Here is a 17,185-nt window from a genome sequence, read left to right as displayed (position 1 = left end):
TAAAGAAGACCAAGGGCGTTACACATGCGAAAACTATCTCTTTTATTTCTAATGTCTGCGCCGATTGCCTTGGCATCCCTGAGTGGAACATCCGCTTTTGCGGCTCATCATGCCCACGGTACAGCTAACTTACCGCAACTTCCTCCGACAACGGCTCACAACCTCAATCAACCAGACACCAAAACCTTAACGCCTGCACAGCAAGTTGCGTTACCTGATGGTGGGGCCCCGCCTCCTCCTCACGGTTATGTCGCCGTTGACGATTCAGAAGTGAGAATTGCAAACTTCAGCAATGCGGCTCGTACGCACCTTCCTGTAGGCCTTCCCCCAACCAATCCACAACAATCCGTTGGGCAGCCTAATAATTTACCCTCTCACTTCTCTCTTTTTGGTATGCCTGTAAAATTCAACGCACCGGTTGCTCCTCCTTACCGTACAGAGGACGCGTCTTCCTCTTTCGATGGAAGAAACGGTCAAAACAATATTCTTCCTCAGGCTGATTCATCTCTGATCCATTAAGGATCAGAGGTTTTCCCACGCCCCTAAACGCACCAAATAATAGAACTCTTTTTCTGTTACAGGGGCAACAGAAAGACGAGATTGCTTTAACAGAGCCATCTCAGACAACTCAGGATCCGCTTTAATTTCTTTTAATGTTATTGGATGAGCAAAAGCGCCTTTTGCTTTTACATCAACACATTTCCAGCGTTCATCATCTGTCGTGGGGTCAGGGTAGGCCTCTTTTACAACCTCAACAACACCCACGATGCTTTTCTCACTCACAGAATGATAAAACAACGCTAAATCACCATGCCGCATTGCCACTAAATTATTTCGTGCCTGATAATTTCTAACCCCTGTCCAGGGCTCAACATCATTACTCACTTGCTCAGCCCACGAAAATGCTTCAGGCTCGGACTTAATCAACCAATATGCCACATTGTGCTCCTGAAATACTTTTATTAAAAACTCATTATTATCATAGCGTGAGACGATATGGTAACAACGCCTCGAAATAACATTCCGTCAATCTCTATTTAAAGAAATTGAGATTATATTTATAATACCGATTTAACCCCTCATGGAGTTAGAAACTCTCGTGCGCGCGTCCCCAAATATTTTTCATCGTTTTGCTAACCCCGGACAGTTTTTACGTCTCGCTCGCACCTTACTGCCATGGGTTTCTATAAGCGCCATTCTACTTCTCGTTTGGGGAATTTCTTGGGGACTATTTTTCTCTCCGGCCGACTGGCAACAAGGCGAGACTGTGCGTATTATGTACGTCCATGTTCCCATGGCTTGGCTTGCATCCTCGTGCTACCTCAGCCTCGCCATCTGTGGTATTTTATCACTCGTATGGAAACACCCACTTGCTGATCTAGCCGCAATCGAAATCGGACCAATTGGTGCCTGTGCGGCTGCCTTATGCCTTATCACCGGGTCGCTCTGGGGGGAACCAATGTGGGGCACATGGTGGGTATGGGATGCCCGTTTAACATCTGTTCTGATCTTATTTTTTCTTTTTCTTGGACACATTGCCCTTATTCATGCCTTTGATGAGCCGGCTCGTGGTCAACGTGCAGCAGCTATCCTTGCTCTAGCAGGCGCCATTGATCTACCCATTATCAAATTCAGCGTTCAATGGTGGAACACATTGCATCAACCTGACAGCATCACTCTGACAGGCGCACCAACCATGTCTCTCTCTATGCTATGGCCCCTCCTGATCACAACGCTTGGTTTTTCGCTTGGCATAGCCGCACTTATTCTTGGCCGCATGAGTGCTGCAATTTATGAAACAAGAGCACGCCAAATTCTAACCCGATCACGTGCGCACAAGTCAGAAAGCATCTCGGAAAGTTTACCATCATGATGATGCACCTCCCACAACACTGGCCCTATATTGCTGCAGCCTATGCCCTCACACTTGGATCTGCGCTTATATTAAGTATCACGACTGTCATGCGTCTGCGCCGAGCAAAAAAACGCCTATCTCTTATCGAAAGCCAAACCCGTCATCGTGAAAGAACCCAAGCATGACCCGGAAAACACGTCGCCTATGGATTGTGATTGCGTGCCTACTCTGCCTTGGTTCTGCCGCAGCCCTGACATTGCGTGCTTTTTCCTCCAATATCGTGTTTTTTATGGCTCCTTCTCAAATAAAAACACACCCCCCCTCCTCTAGCCGCACTATTCGCCTTGGGGGAATGGTCGTCGCAGGCTCTTTGCATCGCACGCAAGAGAATGGCTCCCCCGTTAACTCCTTCAGTGTTACAGACGGGCAAGCGGCTATCATCGTTCATTATACAGGAATTCTGCCCGATTTATTCCGGGAAGGGCAAAGCGTCGTTGCTCTTGGCACAATACAAAAAACAGGTGAGATGACCGCCAGCGAAGTACTCGCCAAACATGATGAAACGTATATGCCCAAAGAAGTGGCAGACGAATTAAAACGCAGTGGGAAATGGGATCCGCGCTTTGGAAAAGCTCCAGACGCCTCAAGTTGGAATGCCATGACAGCCCAGAAAAGCGGAGGCTAAACATTTATTATGTTCGGACCTGAACAAGGACATTTTGCGCTCGCACTGGCATGTATCCTCGCCTTTACCCAATTTATCCTTCCTCTATGGGGGGCTCATAAACGCAATGCGCGTTGGGTTGAAATTGCTCCATTTCTTGCCATTTCACAGCTCATAGCACTTTCATTATCCTTTTTTGATCTCATTCTATGTGCCGTCCGGGATGATTTTTCAGTTCAAAACGTAGCGGCCAATTCTGCAATCTCTAAACCACTCCTCTATAAGATCACCGGGGTATGGGGAAACCATGAAGGGTCTGTTCTTTTATGGACTCTTATTCTCGGCGTTTGTGGAGCTGCGGTCTCCATTTTTGGGCGCAATCTTCCTGATATTCTGAAAGGACGTGTTCTCGCTATCTTGGGCGGCGTCTCTGCTGGGTTTCAGCTCTTTTGCCTTCTTACATCTAACCCTTTTGACCGTGTTTTCCCTGCTCCACCAGATGGTCAAGGCATGAACCCTCTTCTACAGGACCCGGGCCTCGCCTTTCATCCACCCATTCTCTACACCGGTTATGTCGGCTTTGCCGTTCCGTTCGCCTTTGCCGTTGCCGCTCTAATTGAAGGACGTGTAGATGCCGCATGGGGACGATGGGTACGGCCTTGGGCTGTTGCAGCATGGTGCTTTCTCACCTGCGGGATCGCACTAGGCTCATGGTGGTCTTATTACGTTCTGGGCTGGGGCGGATACTGGTTTTGGGACCCTGTAGAAAATGCCTCTCTTATTCCATGGCTGACTGGAACAGCCCTCGTCCACTCTGCCATCGTGGTTGAAAAACGAGAAGGTTTAAAAATCTGGACTGTGCTCCTTGCGATTGCCACATTCTCCTTCTCTCTCTCCGGCACGTTCCTTGTCCGCTCTGGTATCCTGAATTCCGTTCATGCTTTTGCAAATGACCCTGCCCGCGGGGTCTTTATTCTGGCTCTTTTAGCAATTGTCATCGGTGGGTCTTTAACCCTTTTTGCATGGCGTGCCCCCTCCCTAACATCAGGAGGTATTTTTTCTCCTGTTTCTCGAGAAGGTGCACTGGTTCTTAACAACATTCTCCTGTGCTCTATCTGCGCCGTTGTCGTCACCGGAACGATGTACCCTCCTTTCATGCAGCTTTTAGCTGGGCGAACCATCTCTGTTGGGAAACCGTTCTTTGATGCAGCAACCATTCCTCTTACCCTCCCTCTTCTTCTCGCTATGGGGATAGGAACAGCGCTGCCATGGAAGCGCGCGCATCTTGCACGTACCTTCTCTCACTTGTGGGGTGCCGTTCTTATTACATTCGTCGGCGTTCTTTTATGTTTCTGGCAATTTGCTGGCGCCTTACCAATCGCATGCGGAGCATTAGCCATCTGGGTAATTATCGCATCTCTTATAGATACAGGACGCAAAATAGGGATTGGTCAAACATCTTTAAATAATGTTTTTTCTAGAGCACGTATTCTACCACGTTCCAGCTGGGGAGCGACCTTGGCACATATCGGGGCGGGAATTACCATCTTGGGGCTCTGTGGTATGTCTGGTGCACAACAAGCCATTGTAGAGATTCACGTTGGTGACACCCGCACCCTTCATGGAGATCAATGGACTTTAACCCATGTGCGGGATTATGTCGGGCCGAATTATCACGCTATGCAAGCCGATATTACGATACGCGATCATTCAGGGCATCTCATTACAACACTCCACCCTGAAAAACGTAACTTTATGAGCCAAAATCAGGTCACGACAGAAGTCGCTATTCATACCAACCTTGTCACTGATTTATATGGCGTTATTGGAGACCGCCATGGAACTGGCGATAATGCAACATACGTCTTGCGACTTCACTATAACCCACTGGCTCCGTGGATGTGGCTTGGAGCGCTCATTATGGCTATTGGAGGGGCCTTTTCACTCTCTGATCGCCGTTTGCGCGTTGGAGCACCTCAAAAAGCCATAAATCGTCACACAGCAACCATTTAAATAAAGAGCATTACGGCCATGACACCCACACGCAGAAAATTTCTAACCGCTCTTCCCATTGCTGGCGCTGGCGTTTTAGGCGTCAGCTTCTGGCGCATTCTTCATAACATGAACGATGGAAGTTTTGACCCGCGTGCCGTCAATAACCCGCATGTTGGCCGCCCTATCCCTACATTTTCATTACCGGGGATCATAGGGCAAGGAGATGGCTTTTCTGATCATGACTTGCGAGCTCAAACGCGCCCTGTCCTGATCAATTTTTTTGCATCATGGTGCATTCCTTGCGTGCAGGAAATGCCGGGGTTAAGAGCGATTTCTCGTAAAATTCCCATTTGGGGCATTGCTTATGAAGACAAACCTGAAAATGCTGATGCCTTCATAAAACGCGATGGCTCCCCTTATGAGCGCTTAGCGGCCGACCGTCATGGCAAAACAGCCATTGATTGGGGAGTTACAGGTGTTCCAGAAAGCTTTCTCATTATTCCAGGAGGACGAATTATATGGCATGGCAGCGCAGCGCTGGATCCTCAAACATTTGAAAACGAAGTTCTCCCCCGCCTTGCCAAGGTTGGCCTTTAATGAAGCAGTTTACTACTCTTTTATTGCTCTTCAGCCTCTTTATCGGAGGGGGGATTGCCTTAGCGATTGATACCCCTGAAGAAATGCTTCCTAACCCGGTTCAAGAAAAAAGAGCTGAGCACCTTGGTGCACAATTACGCTGTCTTGTATGCCAAAATGAAAGTATTGAAGAGAGCAGCGCCCCCTTAGCACGAGACCTAAGAAAAGCTGTGCGCGAGCAAGTTGCTGCGGGAAAAACAGACCAACAAATTATGGATTGGATGACAGAGCGTTACGGAGAGTTCATCCGTCTAGCCCCGACCTTCTCTTTCGCCACCGCTCTATTATGGCTTATGCCCGCTATTGCCATCATAAGTGGGGGGCTCCTCGCGTGGTTTGCTATGAGACGCCGCCCCATAGCACATGCACCTCTCACAGAAGAAGAACGCATTCGTTTAAAAGAGCTGTCAGGGCAGGAGTAAAGCAGTGTTCCTTATATCCATCTTTATTATTATCGGGCTTGCCTTACTTCCTGTTTTCTATGGGTGGTTTCATCTCCAACGCCATCATATTAATGCTCGAACATCCGCCTTACAGTTGTATCAGGGGCAGCTCAAAGAGCTTGATCGTGACCATTCCCTCGATCTCATTAATCAAACCGAGTATTTATCTGCACGTCTAGAAGTGCAGAGGCGGTTGCTCGCCATAGATGCAACTTCTGATCAACCAGACCTCTCTATTGCGGGGCCATACCGTAAACGAATGGGCGGATTAATTGTCAGTGCGTTGCTTATTCCTGCTTTCAGTTGCGCTCTTTACATCATTAATGGTCACCCCTCCCTTCCTCCGCAGCCTTTAAGTGAACGGCAACTCCTTCCTGATAGCAAGACGATGGATATGATCCATAAACTCCAAGCTCAGGTCGCGATGATCCCACTTGATAACCCGACTTACCTTCCCGGACATATTCTCCTTGGCCAAGTGGAAGCCCGCGCTGGGATGGTCACTGAAGCAATTAAAAATTGGAAAATTGTTCTTAATACCCGTTTTTCTCCTCAGCTTGCTATCCAAATTGCAGAGCTCCAATCCCAAAAAGACGGTCATATCTCACATGAGAGCTTAGAGCTTTACCGTCAGGCGCTTGCTGCCTCTCCCCCTAACGCTTCGTGGCGGATGGCTTTGGAAGCACGCATTGCCGTCGGGGAACATGAAGAAAGCAAGGGCCAATGATAGACCCTCTTTCAACCTCTATTGCTCTCTGCCCTGTCTGCCGACAAAAAATACGCCCTACAGCAGAGCATTGCCCTCATTGTGGAGCGGAGCGCACTTTTGGCCCTATGCCTCATGAAACCGCTCTTTACTCCATCCTTGGGATGATACTTCTTACGTGTGCGTCCACGCTGCTACACCCTTTATCACTCTGGACTATTATTTTTGCGTTCATTGGCTTGGGGGCGGGTTTCCTCTTTGCGCATAATCGTTTTGCCGCAGAAAGATGGATTAAGCCCAAACAAAAATAGATCACTTCTTCCCTAAAAGAAGAACTCTATATAATGAAAAGCCATTCAAAATTTTTGCGAATGATCTAATAACACCTGATGTCCTACCCAGAAATTACGTCCTCCGAGTTTAGTACAAAATACGAGATCAAGAGAGGGGTTAAAGATTCAATCCCTGTTATGATTGGATTTTTAACCTTTGGCCTTCTCTTTGGAAGTCAAGCCGTTCGAAAAGGCTTAACTTTTCTGGAAGTCCCCTTCATGACAGGAAGTAATTATGCTGGAGGATCCGAATTCGCAGCGATCAATGTATGGACCAATCCACCAGCAATCCTATTAATTCTTGGAATTACGCTGCTTATTAATTGCCGCCATATTTTAATGGGCGCGACCCTTGCTCCATGGATTATGAAATATCCAAAACGCAAGGTCTTTTACTGGCTTTTCCTAATGTCAGATGAAACATGGGCCATTTCTCTTTCAGATACACAAAAAAGACGTAACTTTAGCCCCACCTACTATATCACCGTTGGTTGGCTCCTGTACCTGACGTGGGTGATTTCAACTTTTATGGGCGCTTACCTCGGTAATAAAATTGGTGATCTAACCAAATTTGGCTTCGATATGGCATTCCCTGCTGTTTTTCTCGTCATTTTACGAAGTATGTGGAAAAGCCATAGAATGTCTATTCCATGGATTGTCAGTCTTCTGGTTAGCGTTATTTCATATGTTCTTATCCCCGGAGGATGGTACGTTCCCCTTGGAACACTCGCAGGAGCTGTTACAGCTTGGTTTATTGTGAGAAGCCTATGACAATGCACTGGATATCCGTTCTCACAATCCTCGGAATGGCACTTATAACCTATTTAACGCGCCTGTTAGGTTATTTATTCCTGCGTGGAAAAAATCTGTCAGAACGCACAATCTTCTTTATGGATATCCTGCCAGGCTGTGTTCTGATCTCGGTCATTGCGCCAGCTTTCTCGTCCGGCAAAATACCAGATTATATTGGTCTGATCGTGACTATTGCTGCGGCAATGCGCTTTTCTCTCCTCCCCACCATGTTCCTTGGTGTGGGAAGCACAGGCCTATTAAGATACCTTCTTACCTCCTAACCCTCTCCTTCAAAGAAAGACGCATATCATGAGCCGCATTGAAACCGATGGCATGGGCCCAATAGAAGTAGCTGATCATGTTCTTTGGGGAGCCCAAACCCAACGCTCTCTCAAATATTTTAGCATCGGGCGAGAATTAATGCCCCGTGAAATGATCGAGGCCTACGCGATCGTCAAACGCGCGTGCGCAACGGCTAATGCTGCAAGTGGCCGCCTTTCTGATGACCGAAAGGAACTCATTTACTCAGTCTGTGATGAAATCCAAGCTGGTACACACGATGAAATGTTTCCTCTTCATGTCTGGATGACTGGCTCAGGCACACAATTTAACATGAATGTTAACGAAGTGATTGCTAATCGGGCGAGCCAAATCACAGGACAGCCTTTGGGAAGCAAAAACCCTCTCCATCCCAATGACCACGTTAATATGTCTCAGTCCACAAATTGCAATTTCCCGACAGCGATGCACCTTGCTACCGCTCTGGGTTTGCATGGGCGTCTTATTCCTGCGGTCACACGATTAAAAGACGCAATTCTTCATAAAGCAGCTGAATGGAATGATCTAGTTAAAGTCGGGCGGACCCATCTACAAGATGCTGTGCCCATAACACTTGGTCAGGAATGGCAAGGTTATGCGGGTATGCTGTCAGATAATATGAAACGCCTTGAAGATGCTCTTACCGGTCTATACGCTCTGCCTTTAGGGGGAACTGCTCTGGGAACGGGCGTTAACACAGACGTCGGATTTGATATTCGTGCATGTGATGAAATTGCACGTCTTACAGGGTTATCTTTTAGGGCCAGTGATAATAAATTTGCTCAACAAGCTGCGCATGATGCTCTTGTACACGCTTCAGGATGTTTAAGAACACTTGCGGGAAGTTTATTTAAAATTGCCAATGATATCCGTCTGTTAGCCTGTGGCCCACGCGCAGGATTTGGTGAGTTTAACCTTCCAGAAAATGAACCAGGCTCTTCCATTATGCCTGGCAAAATTAATCCAACCCAAGCAGAGGCTCTTTCAATGCTCGCCCTGCAAGTCATGAGTAATGATGTCGCCGTTGGTCTTGGTGGAGCCGCGGGTATGATTGATATGAATGTCTATAAACCTCTGATCATCCAAAATATTATGCAGGGAATTACTCTGCTGCATGATGGATGTGATAATTTCAGACGTTTCCTCATCGAAGGCATGACAGCTAACGAGCAGAAACTCAAGCATGACCTAGACCATTCTCTTGTATTGGTCACAGCGCTTTCACCTGCCATTGGTTATGATAAAGCCTCCAAAGTGGGGCATTACGCAATGGAGAAAGGGCTAAGCCCCAAAGAAGCAGCTCTTGAATTAGGCTATATATCGGCTGAAGAATATGACCGAATTGCTGATCCGCGCTTAATGCTTTCCCCCAATATCAAAACACACAGCTGAGAGAATAACATGAGCAATACACCCAAAATAGCAGCGATCACTCAATGCTACCAAGAAGATATCATGCTTCCTCTCTGGGTCTCTCATTACAGTAAACTCGTAGGCCGACAAAACTTATGGGTCATCGATCACGGAAGCTCCCCTCCTGTTACTCTGGAGGGTGTCAATGTAATCAACTCACCTCGGTCAGCATGCGATGATGAGGAGAAAGCCCACACATTATCAACCTGGCACAATAAGCTTTTATCCAACGGTTATGATTGGGTCATCTCAACAGATACTGATGAATTTATAACCCATAACCCCAGTCATTACGAAACTCTTGCTGATTACCTAAGCCATTGCCCTTCGAGTATTAGACGATGTGTCGGTGTGGAAGTGCTGGACCCGGGGGATGTCCCTCCTATTAATTGGGAAAAGCCGATCTTGCAGCAACGCCCTTGTGGAATAATCACAAAATGGTCGTGTAAGCCTGCTGTTTCAGCGTTGCCTACCTCTTGGTTGCCCGGCCAACATGATGCCATGCAAGACAGCATTTTTGATCATAATCTTTGGTTATTCCATCTAAAATATGCCGATGAAACTCACCTTTTCCAACGTTTGGCTTTTACGCGCTCGTTAGTATGGAGTGAAGGGTCTTTAGCATCGGGGCACGGCTCTTCCCACCGCGTTCCTGATATAGCAATGCAGCATCATCTCAACCGATACAGAAGCCGTAAAGCTGAAGGAAACCTAAGCACATTCCTCGCCAGCAACCCTGACCCAAAGGAGGTTGATTCACCCTTACTTGATATTCCAGAAGTTTTTCAAAGCCTTTTGTGACGTGTGCTGGTTTTAGAGCATATCTTCTTCTACCAAACCGGACATACCGTCCTATGATCTTATCATGCTCAAATTCAAAAAAGCGTTAGTTTTCGAGCATTTTGGAGGACTATTTACCCCCTCTTTTTGGGGCTCAACACGGTGGAGCAGGTGCATTTGGAGCTATAAACCGCTATTTTTAAACGTTTTTTTATTAAAATTTCACTATTCTGATCGCGCAATCTTACGTATTGACCCTCTCGATTACGTCATCAGCATTCTTTTCTCATACCTTTACCAAGCAAATAATATGTTTTATTCAGCCTTTAAATAGCCCTCACATTTTTGGTTGATTGTTGCCTCTGAACATATCACGCCGAGCCACGCCAACATAATGGTGTGAGGACTTTTGCAAACAGTAATCGCTACACATATGGTTAGGTTTCTAACTCTAAACATTTTTCGCGAAGGCAATTTGGTATCTCTATTTAAAAGGCTGCATAAATCTTGACGTCTCCCGACAAAATATCACCTCAGTCAAAATCAACATTTTCAAAAAATATGTTATTGGCTTGTGACCGTGAACCTATACACCGCCCTAATGCTATCCAGCCTCACGGCCTTTTGCTTATTGCTGAGGCCAGCACGCTGAAAATTATTGCTGGTGCGGGAGATATTGAAAAAAGACTCATTCCTAACTGGTTGCACCAAAATGCGTCAGAACTTCTAGAAGTCAAAGCATCTTGGCTGAAACATCCAGAGCATTCTAGCCTAAGCCCAACCCAAGTCACTGGGCTAGGTGGAGAAACTTTTAGCATCCTTAAGCACCATTCAGATGGTAAAATCTTAATAGAACTTGAACCATTCTCTCCAGATCACTTAATCACATGGGATATTTTCAGCCGTATTGATGCCACAGCAGACTACTTTGAAAAATGCAATGATATTCAATCTGTATGCGAATATGGCGTAAAAGTTTTTCAAAAGCTCGTTCGTTTTGATCGCGTTATGATTTATCGTTTTTTAGATGATGGCTCTGGTCGCGTCATTGCCGAAAAATATAACGATAAATTCTCCTCTCTCCTCAATCATCATTTTCCTGAGAGTGATATTCCCGCACAAGCACGATCCCTCTATCTCAAAAATACATTCCGTACCATTCCCAGTGTCCATTATACCGCAGCCCCTATACGCCCCGTAGAGGCAGGCCTGAAGGACCTTGATTTAAGCTCTGTTCAACTTCGCAGCGTATCACCTGTGCACCTGCGCTACATGCAGAACATGGGGGTTGCTGCATCGGCATCCATTTCCATTATCGTCAATAATGAACTTTGGGGGCTTGTTACCTGCCACAATGCTACCCCCAAGTTCATTCCTGAAAATGTTCGCGCGGCATGCCGTACACTCGCTGGATTGCTGGCAAGACAAATCCGCAATAAAGCTGAATTTGCTTCATACCAAGAGCGCCTCCATCTCAAAAATATTATTGAAACAGCAACGACACATTTTAATTTAAATGTCTCAATAGAGCAAAACGCGCATAAATATGCGACGGATCTTCAACGCGTTTTTCCATGTGACGGATTTGCCGTCATTGGACATGATCGCATCACATCCTATGGGCATATCCCATCTGACGATATTCTGCGATCTATTCAAGAATGGCTTACTCTGGGAAGCAATGGTGGTATTTTCTATACCTCTTCCCTTCAGGAAGATTACCCTCCTGCTAAAGAATGGCCAGAAATATCATCCGGTATTCTCGCCATTACTCTCCCCTTCAAGCAGCCACTTACCCTGTTATGGAATCGTACTGAAATTATTCAGACTGTTGAATGGGCAGGAAACCCACATAAAGGCGAACCCGACCAAAACGGTGTTTTACACCCACGTCACTCATTTGATACATGGCGGCAATCTGTTTACGGACAATCTGCACCTTGGGGCATAGAGCAACGTCAAGCAGCTCGGCGCCTCAAAAATATTCTCTTTTCTACCTATCAAACCCAACAACTACGCGAACTAAATACCGCCCTAACCTCCACATTACAGGAAAGAGAATCTCTTTTAAAACAAAAAGACTTCCTTATTCAGGAAGTAAATCACCGTGTGCAAAACTCTTTGCAAATGGTTGCTTCCTTTCTGAAGCTTCAAGCCCGCACAACAGAAAATACGGAAACAACGTCTGCCCTCATTGAAGCACAGCATCGTATTGCTGCTATCGGTCTTGTTCACCGGCGTCTTTATCAAGATGATAATTTGGAAATCGTAAGTCTTGACCGCTATTTAGAAGATCTTTTACGTGAGCTTCTCGCTTCCCTCGGTCCAGAATGGCACACACATCTTACAATGCATATTGAGCCGATTTCCGTTACGGCTGACCGTGCGATTAATGTGGGCCTCATTTTAACGGAACTCATCATTAATATCAGCAAATATGCCTACAACGGAGAGGCTGGCCCAATCATCATTTCTTTAAGAAAAAATGGAAAAATCATTACCCTTGAAGTCTGTGATCAAGGGGATGAAAATAACATCATCAATAATACCGGTTTTGGTACACGCATGATGAAAGCGATCATCAATAGTCTATCTGGAACACTAACATATCAATCAACGAACCCGGGCCTGAAAGCTCTTGTAACCGTCCCAGTTGAAGCAAAAAGCAAATAATTTTATAAAGACGAACTTATAAAAAAACCTCCTAAAAATAGGAGGTTTTTTTATTCATAATTCTAGATTTTCCGTCACTCACCTACAACTAGGTTACCCTCTTTATCGACTAAAGAAATTGGGTAATCACCTGTAAAGCAAGCGTCACAGTATCTCCGTGATCCTTCAGCCCGATTTTCATGGCCTAAAGCGCGATACAATCCATCAAAACTAACAAAGGCAAGACTATCTACCCCAATAGCTTCCGCCATTTGTTCAAGAGTATGTGTTGCAGCCATCAACTTATTTTCTTCGGGTGTATCAATTCCATAGAAACAAGGGTGACGCGTTGGGGGAGACGTAATCCGCATATGCACTTCCGTTGCACCTGCAGCACGAACCATATCAACAATCTTACGCGATGTTGTCCCACGCACGATTGAATCATCCACCAAAACAACCCGCTTACCAGCCAAAACAGGCCGATTAGCTGAGTGCTTCATTTTTACACCCAGATTACGAATTTGATCTGTCGGCTCAATAAAGGTTCGGCCCACATAATGGTTACGAATAATCCCTAACTCGAACGGAATACCACTCTCTTCAGCATAACCAATTGCAGAAGGCACCCCCGAATCCGGGACTGGAACAATCACATCCGCATCAACCGCACTTTCACGTGCCAGTTCAGCACCTATACGCTTACGCGTCTCATATACAGCTTGCCCTTCCAGAACTGAATCAGGGCGTGCGAAATAAATATATTCAAAAACACAAAAACGGCCGCCCTGATCACCAAATGGGCGTAAAGAACGAATACCGTTTTCGTTAATAACAACAATCTCACCCGGCTCAATATCACGCACATAATCTGCACCGATGATATCAAGCGCACAGGTTTCGCTGGTGAGTACCCAACCACCATTGCCTTCTTCATACCCGGGAATACGCCCCAATACGAGAGGACGAACCCCCAACGGATCTCTCATCCCAATCAACCCATCATCTGGCGTCATAGTGATAAGAGAATAAGCACCCTTTACCTGCTTTACGGCATCAATAAATCGGTCAAGCACCGTTGAATAAAGGGAAACAGCAATAAGATGGATGAAAACTTCTGTATCTGTCGATGAATGGAAGATACAACCACGTTTCACGAGAGCTTTTTTTAATGTTGCCGCATTCGTCAAGTTACCGTTATGGGCAACACCTAATCCGCCGAAAGCATAATCTGCATAAAAAGGCTGTACGTTCCGAACGTGCGTACCACCTGTTGTTGCATACCGATTATGTCCAATCGCCATAGAACCGGGTAAGGCCGCTGTTACCCGACTATCACCAAACACGTCACCAACAAGTCCTAGACCCTTATGTTGATGAAATCGCTGATTATCATAACTGATAATACCAGCAGCTTCCTGGCCTCGATGCTGAAGAGAATGAAGCCCTAAAGCCGTAAGAGCGGAGGCATTGGGAACACCCCATACGCCAAAAACGCCGCATTCTTCATAGGGCCGGTTCAAGGGTTCGGACTGGGGGCTCATGCAGTTTCGGCCTTTCAGCACTCAATTACAAAGATGCCTCATGGCCGTTTCTGAGCGGAGATGCAAGATGTTCTTGCACCGAATGAGGCAAATAACCAATAAGTTCTGCCGCGCCTGCTTCGATATATGGAGCAGTGAGGCTTCCCTGCATCAGATAGGAAGTCCAAGAGCCAAAAAAAGACCCCGCGATCAGATAAAAAACAATTACGAGCACATATCCCCGTAAAAAGCCAAAAAAAGCTCCTAGAATATGATCAACCCCTCCCAGGATGCTCCCTTTAATCAACCCACCAACACGGGATGCAATACCGCTTAACAAAAGCAGCATCACCACAAACATCACCGTGGCACTTACATTTTCTGCCATCCAACTATTATGGAAATAAGGCGATATCCAAGGCACCAACATCGCATGGAAACGATAGGTCAAAACAATTGCGGCCACCCAGGCCACTAGTCCCGAAAGTTCTGTTGCAAAACCACGCGTTAGCCCCCACAAGGCTGACAGCCCCAAAACCACCAAAACAATCATATCAAAATGTGTAAGATTTTGAGGTACAAAACGGGATAAATCAGGCATTGATCATCTTATCATGGAAGTTTTGTTGAACGATATTTACGTCCCTTTTTAGGACGAATCCCTCGGGTCCGTAATTCATCGGCCAAACGGATCCTTTCATCAAGCTCTGCCCATATAAGATCCGGGCTTAAATCATTAATTTTCCATAATTTTTCTAGGGATCTTATAAAAGAGGCACTTTCTCGCACCAAACCCTGCCGATCATTAACCAGCATCTGCAAAATGTTTGATGAAGCAGCTTGCCCCAAGCGCATTGCAGCTTTTGTCATTTTGCGATTTTTCTTAGCGGCCATACAAAATATATGGAGAGCATACCCTACAAAAGCAAGCTATTACTTCTCCATATATCAATCACCCTTAATCGATTACAGCATCAACTTCCTCTTGTGGCACATATAATTTATGCCCATGCTCCTGAAAAACATCCTTCATTTGTTCCATCCCTTCCTTTCGCTCTGCCTCACGGCGAATATCATGACTGATTTTCATGGAGCAAAACTTTGGTCCACACATGGAGCAAAAATGAGCTGTCTTATGAGCTTGTTTAGGCAAAGTCTCATCATGGAAACTCCGCGCGGTATCTGGATCTAAAGACAGATTAAACTGATCCTCCCAGCGGAATTCAAAACGCGCACGCGATAAGGCATCATCACGCAACTGAGCCGTCGGGTGTCCTTTTGCCAAGTCTGCCGCATGTGCAGCAATACGATACGTAATCACACCCGTCTTCACATCAGATCGGTCTGGCAAACCGAGATGCTCTTTGGGTGTCACGTAACACAGCATCGCCGTGCCAAACCAACCAATCATCGCAGCACCAATGCCCGATGTGATGTGATCATATCCCGGAGCAATATCCGTCGTCAGCGGACCCAGTGTATAGAAAGGAGCTTCACCACATTCTTTCAGCTGTTTTGTGACATTTGCCCGAATTTTGTGCATTGGCACATGGCCCGGCCCTTCAATCATAACCTGACAGCCCTTTGCCCATGCGATCTTCGTTAATTCACCAAGAGTCTCTAATTCTGCAAATTGCGCGGCATCATTTGCATCAGCAATAGAGCCCGGACGTAGCCCATCTCCCAATGAAAAGGAAATGTCATACTGGCGCATAATATCGCAAATATCTTCAAAATGCTCGTATAAGAAGCTTTCACGATGATGCGCCAAACACCATGAGGCCATAATCGAACCACCACGAGAGACAATACCCGTCGTTCTCTTGGCTGTTAGTGGAACATGTTGCAGCCGCACGCCAGCATGAATGGTAAAATAATCCACCCCTTGCTCAGCCTGTTCAATCAAGGTGTCACGAAAAATTTCCCACGTGAGCTTTTCAGGCACCCCACCTACTTTTTCAAGTGCCTGATAAAGTGGCACAGTCCCAATGGGCACAGGGGAATTCCGGATAATCCAATCCCGAATATTATGAATATTCCGTCCCGTCGACAAATCCATCACCGTATCAGCGCCCCAGCGAATAGCCCAGACGAGCTTATCAACCTCTTCGGCTGCAGAAGATGTAACCGCTGAATTCCCGATGTTCGCATTCACCTTCACCAAGAAACTCCGCCCAATAATTACCGGCTCCAATTCTGGATGATTAATATTCGCAGGGATCACGGCACGCCCACGCGCCACTTCTTCCCGAACAAATTCAGGCGTTATAAAAGGAGGAATAGACGCACCAAAATCCTCCCCATCCGCACGCCGCATCTCTGACCCCTCAGCCATTTTTTCTCGGCAGGCATTTTCACGATGGGCGATATAAATCATTTCTTCTGTAATAATACCTGCCTTCGCAAACTCATATTGCGTGACAAGTTTTGCCTGAGCACCTGAATACACATCATGCTGTGCAGGACAGACAGGAACGGCCTGCATCTCACTGGCAAAGCCATTATCTTCTGGCTTTACATCTCGCGCTTTTTGTTGAGCAAACCCACGCTGCGCAATCCAAGATGCCCGTGGCTTTTCAAGGCCTTTTTTTACATCGATCGAGGCATTTTCATCCGTATAAGGTCCAGATGTGTCATAGACACGCACAGCCTCTTCATTCGCCGATGGATGCAAAGCAATTTCCCGATACGGCACCCGAATATCTGGACGCCCCGGCGCAGAAGACCACCTCTTTTGTGAACCTTCAATCGCTCCTGTGGTGACTTGATCAACAATCGTTTCTGGTTTTAAATTTTGTGAAATATCGCCCATTTTTACCTCTACAAACCAAGAGGGAAAACAGGACAACATATTGGTTACCACCAATACCGAAATCTACTGACACCATTCCCTCCGCCGGTCCTAACCGGATCAGGTTTCCCGAGCACACGATGCACCCGGCAGGGTCGTCACCACCACACCACCTCTTTAATACAGACGGATAGTGACCTCTCAGCTTCTTATAAGGTGAAGCTCCCCCTGGTTCGCTCAACCTCTTATGAGTGCTTCAAAATGTCAATAGAATGATCTGGTCAG

19 protein-coding genes are annotated in these 17,185 nt (G+C 46.4%); 14 read left to right on the top strand and 5 right to left on the bottom strand.

What is annotated here, in order from left to right; genetic code table 11:
- The first annotated feature begins 24 nt into the window (after positions 1 to 24).
- Positions 25 to 519 carry a hypothetical protein gene (locus E3D00_RS06600; protein ID WP_141461042.1) on the top strand — a complete coding sequence of 165 codons (495 nt, stop codon included), beginning with the start codon at positions 25 to 27 and terminating at the stop codon, positions 517 to 519.
- A 3-nt stretch (positions 520 to 522) separates the two neighbouring features.
- Here E3D00_RS06600 and E3D00_RS06595 read toward each other — a convergent pair whose 3' ends face one another.
- The gene (locus tag E3D00_RS06595; protein WP_141461040.1) at positions 523 to 939 is read right to left on the bottom strand and encodes an EVE domain-containing protein; all 417 of its coding nucleotides are present in this window, start codon (positions 937 to 939) and stop codon (positions 523 to 525) included.
- A 160-nt stretch (positions 940 to 1,099) separates the two neighbouring features.
- Here E3D00_RS06595 and ccmC point away from each other — a divergent pair, with 160 nt between their 5' ends.
- From ccmC to E3D00_RS06530, 13 genes are all read left to right on the top strand, one after another.
- The gene (gene ccmC, locus E3D00_RS06590) at positions 1,100 to 1,873 is read left to right on the top strand and encodes a heme ABC transporter permease CcmC (RefSeq protein ID WP_141461038.1); all 774 of its coding nucleotides are present in this window, start codon (positions 1,100 to 1,102) and stop codon (positions 1,871 to 1,873) included.
- The gene (locus tag E3D00_RS06585; protein ID WP_408909345.1) at positions 1,870 to 2,040 is read left to right on the top strand and encodes a hypothetical protein; all 171 of its coding nucleotides are present in this window, start codon (positions 1,870 to 1,872) and stop codon (positions 2,038 to 2,040) included. The genes ccmC and E3D00_RS06585 overlap by 4 nt, the downstream gene beginning before the upstream one ends.
- Positions 2,037 to 2,540: a cytochrome c maturation protein CcmE gene (gene ccmE, locus E3D00_RS06580; RefSeq protein ID WP_141461036.1), complete on the top strand. Its 504-nt coding sequence runs from the start codon at positions 2,037 to 2,039 to the stop codon at positions 2,538 to 2,540. Before E3D00_RS06585 ends, ccmE begins: the two co-directional genes overlap by 4 nt.
- A 9-nt stretch (positions 2,541 to 2,549) precedes the next feature.
- Entirely contained in the window at positions 2,550 to 4,532 is a 1,983-nt protein-coding gene (locus E3D00_RS06575; RefSeq protein ID WP_141461034.1) for a heme lyase CcmF/NrfE family subunit, read from the top strand.
- Between the two features lie 18 nt (positions 4,533 to 4,550).
- Positions 4,551 to 5,111, top strand: a complete 561-nt coding sequence (locus E3D00_RS06570) for a redoxin domain-containing protein (protein WP_141461032.1) — start codon at positions 4,551 to 4,553, stop codon at positions 5,109 to 5,111.
- A complete protein-coding gene (locus E3D00_RS06565) occupies positions 5,111 to 5,572 on the top strand; it encodes a cytochrome c-type biogenesis protein (RefSeq protein WP_141461030.1) in 462 nt (153 codons plus the stop codon). Before E3D00_RS06570 ends, E3D00_RS06565 begins: the two co-directional genes overlap by 1 nt.
- A gap of 4 nt (positions 5,573 to 5,576) precedes the next feature.
- Positions 5,577 to 6,320 (top strand): c-type cytochrome biogenesis protein CcmI, encoded by a 744-nt coding sequence (gene ccmI / locus E3D00_RS06560; RefSeq protein ID WP_141461028.1) that lies wholly within the window; start codon positions 5,577 to 5,579, stop codon positions 6,318 to 6,320.
- A complete protein-coding gene (locus tag E3D00_RS06555) occupies positions 6,317 to 6,610 on the top strand; it encodes a hypothetical protein (protein WP_141461026.1) in 294 nt (97 codons plus the stop codon). Before ccmI ends, E3D00_RS06555 begins: the two co-directional genes overlap by 4 nt.
- 159 nt (positions 6,611 to 6,769) lie before the next feature.
- Positions 6,770 to 7,402 carry an AzlC family ABC transporter permease gene (locus tag E3D00_RS06550; RefSeq protein ID WP_220093245.1) on the top strand — a complete coding sequence of 211 codons (633 nt, stop codon included), beginning with the start codon at positions 6,770 to 6,772 and terminating at the stop codon, positions 7,400 to 7,402.
- Positions 7,399 to 7,704, top strand: a complete 306-nt coding sequence (locus tag E3D00_RS06545; RefSeq protein ID WP_220093244.1) for an AzlD family protein — start codon at positions 7,399 to 7,401, stop codon at positions 7,702 to 7,704. Before E3D00_RS06550 ends, E3D00_RS06545 begins: the two co-directional genes overlap by 4 nt.
- 28 nt (positions 7,705 to 7,732) lie before the next feature.
- Positions 7,733 to 9,133 carry a class II fumarate hydratase gene (locus E3D00_RS06540; RefSeq protein WP_141461022.1) on the top strand — a complete coding sequence of 467 codons (1,401 nt, stop codon included), beginning with the start codon at positions 7,733 to 7,735 and terminating at the stop codon, positions 9,131 to 9,133.
- 9 nt (positions 9,134 to 9,142) lie between these two features.
- Positions 9,143 to 9,955 (top strand): glycosyltransferase family 2 protein, encoded by an 813-nt coding sequence (locus E3D00_RS06535; RefSeq protein ID WP_141461020.1) that lies wholly within the window; start codon positions 9,143 to 9,145, stop codon positions 9,953 to 9,955.
- A 486-nt stretch (positions 9,956 to 10,441) separates the two neighbouring features.
- Positions 10,442 to 12,607, top strand: a complete 2,166-nt coding sequence (locus tag E3D00_RS06530) for a histidine kinase dimerization/phosphoacceptor domain -containing protein (protein ID WP_246091382.1) — start codon at positions 10,442 to 10,444, stop codon at positions 12,605 to 12,607.
- Positions 12,608 to 12,681: 74 nt separating this feature from the next.
- On the opposite strand, the gene purF is transcribed toward E3D00_RS06530, so the two are convergent.
- The 4 genes from purF to thiC all read right to left on the bottom strand — a co-directional run bounded on the left by purF (position 12,682) and on the right by thiC (position 16,921).
- Positions 12,682 to 14,130 (bottom strand): amidophosphoribosyltransferase, encoded by a 1,449-nt coding sequence (gene purF / locus E3D00_RS06525; protein WP_141461019.1) that lies wholly within the window; start codon positions 14,128 to 14,130, stop codon positions 12,682 to 12,684.
- Between the two features lie 25 nt (positions 14,131 to 14,155).
- Complete coding sequence (locus E3D00_RS06520; protein WP_141461017.1) at positions 14,156 to 14,710, bottom strand: CvpA family protein; 555 nt, start codon at positions 14,708 to 14,710, stop codon at positions 14,156 to 14,158.
- 11 nt (positions 14,711 to 14,721) lie between these two features.
- On the bottom strand, positions 14,722 to 14,979 hold the full coding sequence (locus E3D00_RS06515) for a hypothetical protein (RefSeq protein WP_246091381.1): 258 nt from the start codon (positions 14,977 to 14,979) through the stop codon (positions 14,722 to 14,724).
- A gap of 88 nt (positions 14,980 to 15,067) precedes the next feature.
- Positions 15,068 to 16,921, bottom strand: a complete 1,854-nt coding sequence (thiC, locus tag E3D00_RS06510) for a phosphomethylpyrimidine synthase ThiC (RefSeq protein ID WP_181441942.1) — start codon at positions 16,919 to 16,921, stop codon at positions 15,068 to 15,070.
- Between the last annotated feature and the right edge of the window lie 264 nt (positions 16,922 to 17,185).

The sequence above is a fragment of the Swingsia samuiensis genome (assembly GCF_006542355.1).
GTDB lineage: Bacteria > Pseudomonadota > Alphaproteobacteria > Acetobacterales > Acetobacteraceae > Gluconobacter > Gluconobacter samuiensis.
The sequence above is the reverse complement of the archived record's forward strand: the minus strand, read 5'-3'. Positions and strand labels throughout refer to the sequence as shown.

Excerpts from the sequence above, each read along its gene's own strand:
- E3D00_RS06600 (WP_141461042.1), top strand. The coding sequence starts at position 25 with ATGCGAAAACTATCTCTTTTATTTCTAATGTCTGCGCCGATTGCCTTG.
- E3D00_RS06585 (WP_408909345.1), top strand. The coding sequence starts at position 1,870 with ATGATGATGCACCTCCCACAACACTGGCCCTATATTGCTGCAGCCTAT.
- ccmE (WP_141461036.1), top strand. The coding sequence starts at position 2,037 with ATGACCCGGAAAACACGTCGCCTATGGATTGTGATTGCGTGCCTACTC.
- E3D00_RS06575 (WP_141461034.1), top strand. The coding sequence starts at position 2,550 with ATGTTCGGACCTGAACAAGGACATTTTGCGCTCGCACTGGCATGTATC.
- E3D00_RS06570 (WP_141461032.1), top strand. The coding sequence starts at position 4,551 with ATGACACCCACACGCAGAAAATTTCTAACCGCTCTTCCCATTGCTGGC.
- E3D00_RS06565 (WP_141461030.1), top strand. The coding sequence starts at position 5,111 with ATGAAGCAGTTTACTACTCTTTTATTGCTCTTCAGCCTCTTTATCGGA.
- E3D00_RS06555 (WP_141461026.1), top strand. The coding sequence starts at position 6,317 with ATGATAGACCCTCTTTCAACCTCTATTGCTCTCTGCCCTGTCTGCCGA.
- E3D00_RS06550 (WP_220093245.1), top strand. The coding sequence starts at position 6,770 with ATGATTGGATTTTTAACCTTTGGCCTTCTCTTTGGAAGTCAAGCCGTT.
- E3D00_RS06545 (WP_220093244.1), top strand. The coding sequence starts at position 7,399 with ATGACAATGCACTGGATATCCGTTCTCACAATCCTCGGAATGGCACTT.
- E3D00_RS06540 (WP_141461022.1), top strand. The coding sequence starts at position 7,733 with ATGAGCCGCATTGAAACCGATGGCATGGGCCCAATAGAAGTAGCTGAT.
- E3D00_RS06535 (WP_141461020.1), top strand. The coding sequence starts at position 9,143 with ATGAGCAATACACCCAAAATAGCAGCGATCACTCAATGCTACCAAGAA.
- purF (WP_141461019.1), bottom strand. The coding sequence starts at position 14,130 with ATGAGCCCCCAGTCCGAACCCTTGAACCGGCCCTATGAAGAATGCGGC.
- E3D00_RS06520 (WP_141461017.1), bottom strand. The coding sequence starts at position 14,710 with ATGCCTGATTTATCCCGTTTTGTACCTCAAAATCTTACACATTTTGAT.
- E3D00_RS06515 (WP_246091381.1), bottom strand. The coding sequence starts at position 14,979 with ATGACAAAAGCTGCAATGCGCTTGGGGCAAGCTGCTTCATCAAACATT.
- thiC (WP_181441942.1), bottom strand. The coding sequence starts at position 16,921 with ATGGGCGATATTTCACAAAATTTAAAACCAGAAACGATTGTTGATCAA.